Raw genomic sequence first — 13,234 nt, forward strand, 5'->3', positions numbered from 1 at the left:
GCCGTCGTCGAATCACCGTGCGTCATGGTCCGAGCATCCCACCCTCGCCGAGTGGTGTGGGCGGTCGCCGCGTCGCTGGCCGCGGCGACCCGTCCCGTGGCGCTACGACGCCGGCGGGTAGGGACGGTCCGTCAGGACCGCGGCGAGGTGCGCCGCGTTGCGCGCAACGGTCTGCGTCTGCGACGCGACCGCTTCGGGAACGGCGTCGAGGTCGTTGTAGTCGACGCTCTGCATCGCCTCGCCGTTCCAGTACACGCCGCCCTGAGCCGGGATCGTGTACCCCACGTCGTTGAGGGCTTGGAAGAAATCCGCGGTGATCTTGTGCGCGCCGTCCTCGTTGCCAACGACGACCGCGACCGCGACCTTGCCGAACAGGTGAGGGCGGCCGGCGTCGTCCGTCTCGGAGAGCTCGGCGTCGAGGCGCTCGAGGACCCGCGAGGCGACGCTCGACATATGTCCCATCCAGGTGGGCGTCGCGAGCACGAGGATGTCGGCGGCGAGCACCTGCTCGCGGATCGCCGGCCACTCGTCGCCCGCGCCCATGTCCTTCTCGACACCCGGTCGCACGTCCGCATCGACGACGCGGACCTGATGGCCCGTGACGCCGAATCCGGCGAGCGCCGCGAGCACTTCACCGGCGAGCTTCTCGGTGCTGGAGGGCGCCGGGGTCGGCTTGAGGGAGCAATTGAGGACGAGTGCAGTGAGAGACATGTGCACCACGATACGAATTTCACGATCCTCGCGCGTCCCGTTGCGCTCATGCCCGGCAGTAGCCATGGCGAGCGGCCGGCCGCGTCGGGTCAGTGGGTGGCGCCGACCGCCTCGCCGCGCTCCGTGAGGCGCGAGATGCCCATCAGGACGCCGACGATGACGAGACCGAGGGCCAACCCGAAGACGGCCGACATCGCGGTGTCGACGATCCAGATGACGACGGGGCCTGTCGCCTCGATGGCGTGGGTGACGGCGTGCACGACGTCGTACGGTCCGTGCCAGAACGTCTCGGCGAGGTTGGCGATCACGAGGTGCCCGCCCACCCACAGCATCGCGACCGTTCCGACGATGCTGATGACCCGGAACACGGCGGGCATCGACGCCACCACGCGCGCACCTGTCCGCCGTACCTGGCGCGACTCGCTCTTCATGAGCCGGAGACCGACGTCGTCGATCTTGACGAGCAGGGCGACGGCACCGTAGACGAGCAGCGTCATCCCGAGGCCGATCACCAGGAGCGCCCCGAGCGTCATCCAGATGCTGAACTCCTGCGGCAGACCCGTGAGGGCGATGAGCATGATCTCCGTGCTCAGGATCAGGTCGGTGCGGATCGCGCCGAAGACGAGCTTCTTCTCGTCACGCGGACCGTCGTCGACCGACTCGTGGTGCACCCCGAACCACTCGAGCACCTTCTCGGCACCCTCGAAGCACAGGAACGCACCGCCGATGATGAGGAGGAACGGGAGCACCCACGGTGCGAAGGCCGTGAGCAGCAGCGCGATCGGGATGATGATGACGAACTTGTTGACGAGGCTCCCGAGCGCGATCTTCCACACGACGGGGAGCTCGCGGGCAGGTGTGATGCCCTGCACGTACTGCGGTGTGACGGCGGCGTCGTCGATCACGACGCCAGCGGTCTTCGCGCTCGCCTTGAGCGCAGCGGTCAGGATGTCATCGACGACGGCGAGCAGACCGACCGACATGTGCTTCTCCTCGGGATTCCGTGGGGTTCGTCGCCACTCCGGGATACGGGTGTCGCTCGACAACCGTACCCGAGGCGTCCGGTCGGGAGCACCGTCCAGCTCTGCTCGGCTGCTATCGGCCGGGCGCAACCCCGCGGCATCGGACGGGATCACGCGTAGCCTCGGCAGACCCGCCCGGGTGGCTCCATCCACGCGACACCACACCAGGAAGACGTCCGTGTCTGACAAGAAGTCCAGCAAGAAGAAGCAGAAGCGCGTCGACAAGAAGGCCTACGAGAAGGAGCTGCGGCGACTTCAGACCGAACTCGTGAGCATGCAGCAGTGGATCACGGCGTCCGGCGCTCGAGTCCTCGTGATCTTCGAGGGCCGCGACGCGGCCGGCAAAGGCGGCGCGATCAAGCGCGTCATGCAGTACCTCAATCCGCGGAGCGCGCGAGTCGTGGCCCTCCCCCGGCCGTCGGAGCGCGAGAAGGGCCAGTGGTACTTCCAGCGCTACATCGAGCGGCTGCCCACGACGGGCGAGATCGTGCTCATGGACCGATCCTGGTACAACCGGGCGGGCGTCGAGAAGGTCATGGGTTATTGCACGGACGAGGAGTACGACCGCTTCCTCGCCCAGGTGCCGACGGTCGAGCAGATGCTCGTCGACGACGGGATCATCGTGCTGAAGTACTGGTACTCCGTCTCCGACACGGAGCAGGAGAAGCGGTTCCGCTCGCGCCTCAACGACCCGATGCGGCGGTGGAAGCTGTCCGAGACGGATCTGCTGTCGATCACGAAGTGGGAGGACTACTCCTCCGCGAAGGATGCGATGTTCGATGTGACGGACCACGAGGCCGCGCCCTGGTGGACGATCAATAGCGACGACAAGCGCGCGGCGCGCATCAACACGATCAGCCACCTGCTGAGTCAGATCCCCTACGACCGACTCGATCCGGACGAGGTGCACTTCCCCGACCGTCCGGCCGCCGCGGGGACCGTCCGGCCGCCGATCGACGATCATCGCTTCGTGCCGGATCACGCCGGGTCCCTGTAGGGTGCCCGAGCGCGGCCCGCGCTTCCTCGTTCCGGGCTCCTGCCCCCTCCATGTCAGGGGACCCTCCTCCACGTCAAGGGGATTCTCGCTCGAACGCCGCGCGAGTGATCGTTAGAGACCGGGTGCACGACTCGACGCGGAGGAGGGACGATGGTGCTGCGGGAGGAGATCGAACTGCTCACACGGACACCCGTGCGTCTGTGGCTTCTCCTGTGCGGGGCGTACGTCGCGGCGGTCGTCGTCCTGAAGCCCGTGCTCCTGGTCCTCCTGCAGCACGCAGCCGTCGCGGCCGGTGTCCCCGCGGTGTCACCCGACTCGTTTCCGGCGCTCCTGTCGTCTCCCCCGTCGTGGGCGCTCGGCGGGACGGCCCTGCTCCTCGCCGCCGGAGCGGCGGCCGCCTGGACGGCCCTCGTCGTAGCGGCGGCGGCGAGCGTCGAGGAGGGACGGGCGACCATCGGGCTCGTCACCGCCCGATCGTGGAGAGCACTCGCGAGCCGCGTGCGCGACGGAACCGCGCTCATCGCCGTTCCCCTCGCGCTGCTCACCCCGCTCGCCGGTTTCGCCGTGTTCACCCCGCTCACGGAGGATCTCTCCGTGCCTCCCTTCATCGCGCGGGAGTTTCTGAAGGCTCCACTCTCCGGCGCCCTCTGGGGCCTGGCGATGGCGGCGATCGCGGCCGCGTCGTTCGGGACCGTCGTCCTCCTCTCGCGGGAGCGGAGGGCCGGGCGCTCCGTGTCGTCGCACCGTTCCATCCGCTCCTTCCGCTGGTCGTCGGCCCGGCACCTCGTCGGCCCCGCGTACAGAGTCGCCGTCGTCGTCGCCCTCTCCGCTCTGCTGCCTCCCGGTGACACGCTGATCTCCGCGCTCCTCTCGATCGTCGGCGCCTACACCGTCGCGCTCTCGCTCGTCGTGAACCGACGCGGCACACCCCGGCCGCGGACGGCTCGGTCCGCATCGGCCCGACCGGCGGCCGTCGTCGTCGTCGCGAGCATCGCGGCCCTCGCGATCTCGGGGGCCGTCGTGACGTCGAGCGCGACGGCCGGGGAATCCGACGATCCGCTCGTCATCGCGCACCGCGGCTACGACCGCGGCGGACCCGAGAACACGATCTCCGGACTCGAGGCGGCCGCACGCCGCGGGGCCGACGTCGTGGAGGTCGACGTTCAGCAGACAGCGGACGGCGGTTTCGTCGCGGCGCACGACACGAACCTCCTGATCCTCGCGGGGCTCGATCGCAACCTCTACGACATGTCGACGGAGGAGGCCACGGCGACGACCGTGACGATGCACGGACGCTCCGACAGCATCCCCACGATGACGGAGTACGTGGAGCGAGCGATCGAACTCGGGATGCCTCTCCTCGTCGAGTTCAAGGTGACGGGACACGAGGCGGACGGGTTCGTCGAGGACGCGCTCCGTGAACTCGACGCGCTCGGCGCGCTCGACGGCCGGAACCTGTTCCACTCCCTCGACGCCGAGACCGTCCGCGCCGTCGAGCGCATCCATCCGGGACTTCGGACGGGACTCACACTGGCGATGTACTCGGGCCGCCTGCCCGCGATCGGCGCCGACTTCTTCGTCGTCGAGCAGGCCTCGATCACTCCCGACATGGTCGCCGACGCGCACTCGAGGCGCGCGCCTCTCTATGCGTGGACGGTCAACGACGACCTCGACATGCTGACATTGCTCGACATGGGCGTGGACGGGATCGTCACGGACCGCATTGACTCCCCCGTACTGGCGGGGGGCGGCGAGGAGCGGTCACGAGGCTGAGCCGCGGACCGGGCGGTCCGCCGTCAGCCGACGGCATCAGCTGGCGATGTCGGCGATGGCGCCCGCTCCGATCAGGTCGCAGGCGTCGAGATCGACGAACTCCGCGCCCTGCCCCGCGCGCGCGAAGACGCTGCGGCGCGCGCCGGCGTCGTGGGGCTCGGCAGCTGTTCGAGGGTTCTGGTCGTCCATCCTGTTCCTCCTCGAGGGTCACGGTACGTCGTCGCCCTGTCCCGCACTCTGGGGCGTGACAGATCGTCGGTCCATCCGGAGACCTGGTCTCCGGACGACGAATCACGAGGATAGACAAGTCGATCCGCTTTGTCCACCATTCACCCGACACGCAATTCGGATAGTTGTGCCCCATCCCGTCGACGGAGGGACCACCGGCAGAGGTCGAGGCGTGAGCGCAAGCGTGTCGGCGCGCCGCAACGCCCGGCGCCTCTTCGACGTCCTGATCGTCGATCCGGATCTGGTGCGAATCAGTGGTGGTGCGTGTCACCCCACGCGGGGAACGGATCGGAGTACGACCGCCACACGCCGGCCCCCTCGAGAAGCTCCTCGGGCGTGAGCAGACACCGGCTGAGGACGTCCGTGAGCAGCTCGGACTCGAGGCGGTGACCGAAGAACACGATCTCCTGGCCGGCCGGCGAGTCCGGGTCCCAGCTCGTCATCCCGGTGGGATCGAGGCTGAGGAGGTCGCCGGCGCTCGACCACGAGCCGACGCGCTCGGGTCTGCTCGCGAGGCGGACGAGACCCTTCGAACGCAGGATGCGTCCGATCCTGCTCGGTGTCAGTTCCGTCGCGATCGCTGTCGCGAGGCGGGTCGGGTGGAACGGACGTGGGTCACGGAAGACGGCCGCTTCGACGAGCCCCGAGCTGTTGGGCCCGTCCGAGGAGAGCTCGAGCTGCCACCCCATGTGCGCTCCGATGCGATGCGCCCGCGTCTCCGTCCGTGCGATCGGCAGGGACCGGAGCCACACGACCCCGTCGACGGCGGTCACGGTCGCTGTCGGGTTCAGCCGCTCCACGAGGGCCAGCGCGAGAGCGGCCCGGGCGTCACCCGGGGCATCCTCGAGATCGGCCAGGACGATGGTCGAGGCGAACTCAAGTCGCGCGGCGAGCCGTTCGGGAGCGTCGTCGACGACATCGGAAGGAGCGTCGCCGATCTCGAGGAACCGGTCGAGGATCTCGCGCACCGACGAGACGGCGATCACCTCCCGCAGGAGGACGGGCACCTCGTGCGCCTCGCGTCGCGTCAGGACGTATTCGCAGACGAGCGCGACCTCCATCACGTCGGCGCTCGGTTCCAGGACGACGACGGTCTCCCCCGTCACCCCCGCGTCCGCGCTGGCGAAGACGGTCTCGGCGAGGTGCAGGCCGAAGTCGCCACTGTCGTCGCCGTCCGTCTCGACGTGTCGGTCCGGCGCCGGAGGCCGGACGCCTGCAAAAGCCGTCGCGACCTCCGTCGCATCCCGGACGTCCGTGGCACTCACGAGCGTGAGAGCCAGCCCGGAGCGTGACCGCGTGCGTCCGACGTTGTTCTCGAAAGGTCCCATGACGGACTACTCTAATTAATAATAGTTATCAATACGAGAGGATCGCCATGAAGGTTCGCAATTCCATCAAGTCGCTCAAGAAGATGCCGGGCGCTCAGGTCGTCCGCCGTCGCGGACGCGTGTTCGTCATCAACAAGCTCAACCCGCGTTTCAAGGCGCGCCAGGGCTGACGGCTGTCACGCACGGGAAGGCACAATGCCACGAGTCGCCTCGCTCGTCATGACGAAAGTCCCCGGTCGCACCTGAGGAATCAGGGCTACCGGGGACTTCGTGGTGGCGGTGACGGTGGGATTTGAACCCTATGCGAGGGCACGAACTAGAGGCAGTCATCACGTCGACGGCCGCGATTGAAGGTTCGGCGGTCACGCCATGGAGCTAGCTGCCGGTTCGCGGCGCTCCGATTGTGGGCAAAATATGGGCACGCCAAAAGGCTCGGGGAACGGGGCCGGCCACTGCTGGTCGCGGTCCGGAGTAGCGATGTGGGTTGCGTCGGGCGGGTACCCGGGAACATCCTCGAGTCGCTCAGGAGCACCTGCGATCTTTGGAATGCGCGCGTACCAGTGAAGAGTGATTTCTCGCAGGCGGTCTGCGAGTTGCGGCTCATGGCCCGCGTAGTCGATGAAGCGGAACACACCGTATTGCGCGGCCTTGTTGGCGAGCACGAGGATTGCGGACATCGCGTCGGCGTCCGGGAACGAGAACGGCCGCCCGTCGATATCGACGGTGACTCGCAGTTCCGGTGACGGCCACATCTTCCCGTGTGCCGAGCCTGCAGATGCGCGCCACAGGCGTTCGACGTGCGCCGAATCGCCGAGGTCACCATTAGAAAACTTGGTCCGCACTTCATGGGCTGCCTCTGTGACGAGCGTCAGGTAGGACGGGTCATCGACTTGAATACGGTGGCTCTCAAGAATGCCGAGCAGATCGAGCCGCTGTTATTTGAGGCCTGCCTTGCGCTCCGGGTCTACCTCGGCTTTCCGTTGCTCCGCCCAGTCAGCAAGGACGGAGCGAGAGATGCCGCCGAAGCACTTCACGTGGATCTCGCGCGGCCATGACCCATACCGCTTGAGACGCGGACTCGAGCGCCGCGCGGGCCAGCGTCTGAGCTGGACGTGCCTCGTGGCGCACAGTCCGTCGGGATGGAAGGTCAGCGGCGCGACGAAGTCGGCCCACATACCAAGGTGTTCGAGTGCGGAGGAAAGGTAGGAGCGGCACCACACTTCGCACGACTGCGGCAAGTCCTGGTCGATTACCTTGAATGGCGACCCATCGATGGCCGATGGCGTCTCCGTCAATAGGTCGCGCATGACGCGAGCAGATTGCGCCACCTCCACCCACGAGCGCGATTGCTCTCGATGGACTGCAATACGGCTGGGAACATCGTCAGCAACCACGGCCCGAGCGTAGCGGACTGGTAAGCCGAGAATCCGTGCTCAGCAGCCTCACGACGCCGTCACCGGCAAGGTCTGGGTACCACACCCTTGCGACCTAAGCAGTGCCACTCGCAGCGCTGGCTAGATACTCCTCGCCGGCCACGTCAACGGAGAACTCGACGATCTCAATCTGTTCATCGCGGATCGCTTCAAGGACCTCATCCGGTGTGACCCGGAAGAACTCCCGGCGCAGGTTGACCTTGTTGACGCGACGTTCGGCGAAGCGCCGGTGGAGGGCCGCCTCCACGCTCACTGCGTCCTGGGCGAAGAAGAGCGCGTGGACGTCGAATCGGAACGGCACCGATGCGTCACCGAGTTCCGTCACACGATCCATCGGCTCGAGGCGGCGAGTCATACCGATCTTCACCATGTCGCGCCCGAATGCGCCGACGTTCGAGATCACGTAGACGTGGCCTGCGCGGATATTTGCCGCACGGTAGTCGACATCGGCGAGCGCACGTTCGACGTCGGCGAGCTGCGCCTGGAGTCGGGCGACACCCGCCTCGTCACCGTTCGCCTGCAGGACCGCGATCGTGGAGAGGTAGTGCGACTTCTCCTTGTTGAGCTTCTCCTGCTCACGAGCGAGCTCCTGCTCCGCTTTCCGTTGCTCTCGAAGCTCCTCGCGCCGTTCGCGTTCGAGCTCCTTCTCCCGCTGAACCGTCTGAAGGTGACGAGCGGCAAGTTCGAGTTCGTGAAGACGAAGCTCGTGGTATTGGGGCGTGATGTGGAGATCAATCATGGTCCCCTGACGCGCGATCTGATCGACGACCGTCGAGAGTCGCTTCTGAGCGGTTGCGAGGTTGCCCGCACGCACTGACTTGACGCAGTTCTCGGCTTCCGCGTTGTAGCCACGAAGGAGCAACTTCGACATGTCGCTGACGAACTTCTTCCCCTTCGCCACCGAGTTGTTGAACGTGAACTGAGTGGTCGCGCTGGTGGCACCACCGTCACGAACCGTCTGCTTGATACGGCCGCGCAGCGCCTCCAGCTGCGTCGCGAGCACGGTCGACGACTCGGCGGGGTGCTCGTAGTCGAAGATGCCGAGCCCCTGAAGGTCGATCGTATGGCGCGCGCCGACAATCTGTTCACTGAGACGCGCGAGTTCGCCGCGCGCGCCGACCACCTGCTCCGTCACGGCCGCGAGGTCCCGGCGTGAGCTGTCAACCTGCCCCTGAAGCTCCCCCTTACGACGCTCCGATTCGATCGTGTCATCGAGGGCGTACTGGCTGATGATCGAGCGCAGGTACGCGTTCTCCTCCTGCAGTTGTTCCGCGAACTTCTTCGCGCCGAACGTCGGAACACGCTGATCGTGTCGATTCGGCTGAGTGTTCTGAGGCTGAGTAAGAGACATTCGAGCCGGCTGGGGCGGCTGCGACACGCGCTGTTGTCCGGGCTGCGGGGACGCTGGTCGAGGAGCAGCGACCGGTTGGGCCTGAGCCGCAGGGGTCGCCCCCTGTCGCGGAGCAACGTGCTGAGTCCACTGGTTCCCGTCCCAGTAGCGAACGAACGCAGGGTTGTGCGGATCCGGATACCAATTTGCGACGACGGACACGGCGACCTTTCGATGAGCTGAATCATCCACGGTAGAAGCTACCGGCGCGCTTGTGTACTCCCCGATGATGGGCACAGGTCCGATCGTCCGAAGCTTGACTTATCGATTTGTTTGGGCAGCCCGAGTACGTGCTTTCTGCCCCAGGAGGTGGCAGGCGCTTTCACGGAGTCCGGCCTGAGCTGGCCCCGAGCAATTGATGAAGAAGATGGCGGCGGCGGCGGCGGCGGCGACGGCGACGACGACGACGACGACGACGACGACGACGACGACGACGACGACGACGAAACGGTACTCGCATCGAGGCCTACTTGGGTTTGCTCAAGCCGACGGCGCACTCATCTCATCGGACGGCGAGTTCCGCGCGCACCGCCGGCAGGATCTCCGTGGCGAGCAGTTCGATCGAGGCGAGCGTGTCCCGTCGAGAGAGCCCCCCGAGTCCGACCTGGGCGAGGAACCGCGTGTGCCCGAGGATCTCGTGCTCCCAGAGGATCTTGTCGACGATCTCGGCCGGGCTGCCGGCGAAGAGCGCACCTCGCGGCCCCGCCCAGGCGTCCAGCGCTTGACGATCGAGCCGGCCCGTCCTCGGCATGTTCTGCTCGATGTACGACGAGTAGTGCGGGAAGAACGTGTCGCGGGCGCCCTGAGATGTCGGCTCCGCGTAGAAGTGCGACGTGACCGCGATGCGGTTCGGCTCACGACCCGCCTGACGGGCGGACGTCCTGTACAGGTCGGCGAGCGGCGCGAACCGTTCCGGAGCTCCGAGGATCGCGAGGTACAGGGGCAGTCCTTTCGTCGCTGCTCGGACGACGGACGCCGGCGTACCGCCGACGGCGATCCAGATCGGGAGCTCGTCCTGCAGAGGACGCGGCCAGATGCCGGCGTCGTCGAGCGGAGGGCGCGTCGTCCCCGACCATGTGACCGGATTCCTCGAACGGATGCGCAGTAGCAGGTCCAAGCGGTCCTCGAAGTACTCGTCGTAGCGTTCGAGCGCCTGACCGAACAGCGGGAAGGATTCGACGTACGCCCCGCGCCCCGCCGTGATCTCCGCGCGGCCGCCGCTCAGGAGGTCGAGTGTCGCGAAGTCCTCGAAGACGCGCACGGGGTCGGAGCTCGACAACACGGTTACCGTGCTCGTCAACCGGATCCGGCTGGTCTGCGCGGCGATGGCCGAGAGCACCATCTGTGGCGAAGTGATCGCGAAGTCGTCACGGTGGTGTTCTCCGACGCCGAAGACGTCGAGCCCGGCTTCGTCGGCCACCCGCGCCCACTCGAGGACATCGGCCAAGCGCCGAGCAGGGTCGATCGGTCGCCCGGCGGCGTCCTTGGTCAGCTCACCGAAGGTGAAGACACCGATCTCGAACGGTTCGACGAGGTCCATCAGCGTGAGACGGCGTCCACGCCGAGGTGCGTGATGAGAAAATCACGGACGTCCGCGAGTTCCTCTGAGCTGATGCCGTGTGCAAGTCCGGGGTACACGCGCGCGACGAGGGAGCTGTGCTGAGGGAGGAATGTCGCGGTCCGCTCGACGGCCGCGGTCGTGATGACGCGGTCCTCAGCGCCTCGACCCCAGAAAGCGGCCGGACGGTCGGACTCGAGGGCGCCGTCGGCGGGTTGCGGCGCGCCGAGCACGAATCCGCCGAGCACGACCGGCGCGACGACCCGATCGGGTCGGGTGCGCAGCAGCTGACTCGCCATGAGCCCGCCCTGCGAGAAGCCGATCGGGACGATCTTCACCGCGCTCGGGATGTTCTCGTCGACCCATGCCCAGATCGCGGCCGTGGCCTCCTCGACAGGTAGGGCGTCGGGGTCACCGGGCCTCGTGATGGTGAACCAGGCTGCTCCCCCGCCGCCGATCTCGACCGGTGCACGGAGCGACACCCACGGAAGGGTGAGCCCGAGGGCCGATGCGAGCCCGGTCAGGTCGTGCTCGTTCGATCCGTACCCGTGGAGGAAGACGGCGACAGCCGACGTCGAGCCGATCGCGGACGTCCACTCGCGTGAACGCTCAGCCTGAAGTTGTGATGCGCTCATCGTGCGAGCACCTCCTCGGTCGTGACGTCGGGAAGCGCGATCGTGACCCGGGTACCCCACGGATCGGTCACGACGACGGAACGCCCGTCCGACGAGAACGGCACCGAGCGGAACGCGAGACGGCCTTCGAGTGCCTCGAGTTCCTGCCGGGCGGGAACGGTGATCGAGACGTCGCCGAGCCCGAGGCTCGCAGCTCGCGGTCCAGCGCCTCGGCTGTTCCAGACGTTCATCGCGACGTGGTGGTGGTATCCGCCGGCCGAGGCGAACAATGCGCCCGGGTACGACGTCTGGGTCGTCTCGAAGCCCAACGCATCGACGTAGAAAGCCCTGGCCGTGTCGACGTCGCCGACCTGGAGGTGCACGTGCCCGACGCGGCCGGCGAGACCCGGTCCGGCGTCGAGGGCGCTCTGGGTGAGGTGCTCCCGGAGATACGCATTCGGGTCGAGATACGCGGTGGCCATCCGGATCTCAGGACCGTCGTGGATCCACACGGATCGATCGCGGTCCGTGTACAGTTCCACGCCGTTCCCCTCCGGGTCGGTGAAGTAGAAGGCCTCGCTGACGAGGTGGTCGCTCGATCCGGCGAACCGACTCGAGGGCAGCTGTGCCGCACGATAGACGGTCGCGGCGAGACTTGCGGCGTCCTCGAAGAGGAACGCGGTGTGGAAGAGGCCGGCCTGACGCGGATCGACTCCGGGGAGACCGGGCGTGTGCACGAGCTTCACGAGCGGCGTACGACCGCGGCCGAGCACGCGGTGGATCTCCCCTCCGCGGCTGCTCTCCTCGAGAGGCTCCATCGCGAACGCCTGCGAGTAGTAGCCGGACATCGACTCGAGGTCGCCGACCCGGAGGGTCACGGCTCCCATCGTGGTGTCGGCAGCGAGGATGTCCTCCGCGGGAGACGTGGTCATGGCGGTGTCTTCTTCCTGGAGATGAGGAGCCCCTCCGTCCCGGCGGTCTCGTCGGGACGGAGGGGACGGGTTCAGTTGATGACGCCGAAGCCGCCGGTCCAGCTGACCTTCTCGCCGGCGGCGAGGGTGAGCTGCAGGAAGCCGAGCGCTTCGAGCTCGTGAGCCCGCTTGAGCGATCCGGCATCGATGGCCTTCACGCCGCCTGCGGACACGAGGGCCGCGAGGGTGCCCTTGGCGTCCGCGTCGTCGCCGGCGATGAGGACGGTCGTGTCCACGGGTCCGACCTTCTTTGCGGCGAGGGTGCCGGCGAACGTCGTGTTGAAGGCCTTGAGGACCTTCGCGCCGGGGACGAGGGCCGCGAGCTCGGCGGCGGCGGAGCTGCCGACGGGGACGACCAGGGCGTCGAACGTCTCGAAGTCGAGAGGGTTCGTGATGTCGACGACGATCTTGCCCTCGAGCTGGTCGGCGTACGCGGCGGCGATCGGGGCGAGCGCGGCGTACGGCACGGCGAGAACGACGACCTCGCCCTGGATCGTCGCGGTCTCATCCGGACCGATGTGCTGGACCGATGCGCCGCCGGCGGCGACGACTCCTGCGATGGCGGTTCCCATGTTGCCGGTTCCGAAGATGGTGACGGTGCTCATGCTGTTGCTCCTTCGTGACCCGAGGGCCAAATGATTGTCGGTACAACTAATGTACGACGAAATGCTTGTAGATGCAACCTTTTGGATAGAATGGTTCCATGACGGATACCCGATGGCTGAGCGACCCCGAACGAGAAGCGTGGGTCCGATTCTCCGCCGTGCTCGAACTACTACCCGCTGCACTCGATGCACAGTTGACGCACGACGCGTCGCTCACGCACTTCGACTACTTCACTCTCGCGATGCTCTCGGAGGCACCGGGACGCGTGCTGCGGTCCTCCGCACTCGCCGCGCGGACGAACGCGTCGCTGCCGCGGCTCTCGAAAGTCATCAGTCGGCTCGCCGACCGCGGCTTCGTCACTCGGTACCCGTGCGCCGAGGACAAGCGGGCGACGAACATCGAGCTGACCGAGGCCGGCTGGAAGAAGGTCGTCGCCTCGGCTCCCGGGCATGTCGAGAACGTGCGCGCCATGGTGATCGACGCATTGACGGCGGATCAGGTCTCGCAGCTGTCGGCAATCTCCGCCGCTCTCCTGACGAGACTCGATCCGGACGGAAAGATGCTCGCCTCCGCGGCGCACGACGAGCCGAGCACCATCGGCGA

At 67.1% G+C, this 13,234-nt stretch carries 15 protein-coding genes; 4 read left to right on the forward strand and 11 right to left on the reverse strand.

What is annotated here, in order from left to right; genetic code table 11:
- Nucleotides 1-102: 102 nt before the first annotated feature.
- Together ELQ90_RS12045 and ELQ90_RS12050 are read right to left on the reverse strand one after the other, a co-directional pair.
- Nucleotides 103-711 carry a flavodoxin family protein gene (locus ELQ90_RS12045; RefSeq protein WP_128495521.1) on the reverse strand — a complete coding sequence of 203 codons (609 nt, stop codon included), beginning with the start codon at nt 709-711 and terminating at the stop codon, nt 103-105.
- Nucleotides 712-800: 89 nt separating this feature from the next.
- On the reverse strand, nt 801-1,694 hold the full coding sequence (locus tag ELQ90_RS12050) for a DUF808 domain-containing protein (protein WP_128495522.1): 894 nt from the start codon (nt 1,692-1,694) through the stop codon (nt 801-803).
- Between the two features lie 217 nt (nt 1,695-1,911).
- Between ELQ90_RS12050 and ppk2 the strand changes: the two genes are divergently transcribed.
- Nucleotides 1,912-2,730 (forward strand): polyphosphate kinase 2, encoded by an 819-nt coding sequence (gene ppk2, locus ELQ90_RS12055; protein ID WP_243696151.1) that lies wholly within the window; start codon nt 1,912-1,914, stop codon nt 2,728-2,730.
- Nucleotides 2,731-2,880: 150 nt separating this feature from the next.
- Nucleotides 2,881-4,503: a glycerophosphodiester phosphodiesterase family protein gene (locus ELQ90_RS12060; protein WP_128495524.1), complete on the forward strand. Its 1,623-nt coding sequence runs from the start codon at nt 2,881-2,883 to the stop codon at nt 4,501-4,503.
- A gap of 36 nt (nt 4,504-4,539) precedes the next feature.
- Here the strand turns inward: ELQ90_RS12060 and ELQ90_RS16650 are convergent, their stop codons facing one another.
- Entirely contained in the window at nt 4,540-4,692 is a 153-nt protein-coding gene (locus tag ELQ90_RS16650; RefSeq protein WP_166409016.1) for a hypothetical protein, read from the reverse strand.
- 290 nt (nt 4,693-4,982) lie between these two features.
- Nucleotides 4,983-6,059, reverse strand: a complete 1,077-nt coding sequence (locus ELQ90_RS12065) for a GTP-binding protein (RefSeq protein WP_128495525.1) — start codon at nt 6,057-6,059, stop codon at nt 4,983-4,985.
- Between the two features lie 47 nt (nt 6,060-6,106).
- Between ELQ90_RS12065 and ykgO the strand changes: the two genes are divergently transcribed.
- Complete coding sequence (ykgO, locus tag ELQ90_RS12070) at nt 6,107-6,229, forward strand: type B 50S ribosomal protein L36 (RefSeq protein WP_128495526.1); 123 nt, start codon at nt 6,107-6,109, stop codon at nt 6,227-6,229.
- A gap of 192 nt (nt 6,230-6,421) precedes the next feature.
- Here the strand turns inward: ykgO and ELQ90_RS12075 are convergent, their stop codons facing one another.
- From ELQ90_RS12075 to ELQ90_RS12110, 7 genes are all read right to left on the reverse strand, one after another.
- Entirely contained in the window at nt 6,422-6,901 is a 480-nt protein-coding gene (locus ELQ90_RS12075) for a hypothetical protein (protein WP_128495527.1), read from the reverse strand.
- A gap of 93 nt (nt 6,902-6,994) precedes the next feature.
- Nucleotides 6,995-7,453, reverse strand: coding sequence for a hypothetical protein (locus ELQ90_RS12080; protein WP_128495528.1), 459 nt, complete (start codon nt 7,451-7,453; stop codon nt 6,995-6,997).
- 94 nt (nt 7,454-7,547) lie between these two features.
- Nucleotides 7,548-9,119 (reverse strand): SNIPE associated domain-containing protein, encoded by a 1,572-nt coding sequence (locus tag ELQ90_RS12085; RefSeq protein ID WP_424980815.1) that lies wholly within the window; start codon nt 9,117-9,119, stop codon nt 7,548-7,550.
- Between the two features lie 265 nt (nt 9,120-9,384).
- Nucleotides 9,385-10,422: an LLM class flavin-dependent oxidoreductase gene (locus ELQ90_RS12095; RefSeq protein WP_128495530.1), complete on the reverse strand. Its 1,038-nt coding sequence runs from the start codon at nt 10,420-10,422 to the stop codon at nt 9,385-9,387.
- Nucleotides 10,422-11,075, reverse strand: a complete 654-nt coding sequence (locus ELQ90_RS12100) for an alpha/beta hydrolase (protein ID WP_128495531.1) — start codon at nt 11,073-11,075, stop codon at nt 10,422-10,424. The genes ELQ90_RS12095 and ELQ90_RS12100 overlap by 1 nt, the downstream gene beginning before the upstream one ends.
- Entirely contained in the window at nt 11,072-11,986 is a 915-nt protein-coding gene (locus ELQ90_RS12105; protein ID WP_128495532.1) for a VOC family protein, read from the reverse strand. Before ELQ90_RS12105 ends, ELQ90_RS12100 begins: the two co-directional genes overlap by 4 nt.
- A gap of 71 nt (nt 11,987-12,057) precedes the next feature.
- Nucleotides 12,058-12,630 (reverse strand): NADPH-dependent F420 reductase, encoded by a 573-nt coding sequence (locus ELQ90_RS12110; RefSeq protein ID WP_128495533.1) that lies wholly within the window; start codon nt 12,628-12,630, stop codon nt 12,058-12,060.
- A 98-nt stretch (nt 12,631-12,728) separates the two neighbouring features.
- On the opposite strand from ELQ90_RS12110, the gene ELQ90_RS12115 reads away from it, so the two are divergent.
- A partial coding sequence (locus tag ELQ90_RS12115; protein WP_128495534.1) for a MarR family winged helix-turn-helix transcriptional regulator occupies nt 12,729-13,234 on the forward strand: 506 nt, incomplete at its 3' end.

Source organism: Labedella phragmitis, from assembly GCF_004078635.1.
Taxonomy (GTDB): Bacteria; Actinomycetota; Actinomycetes; order Actinomycetales; family Microbacteriaceae; genus Labedella; species Labedella phragmitis.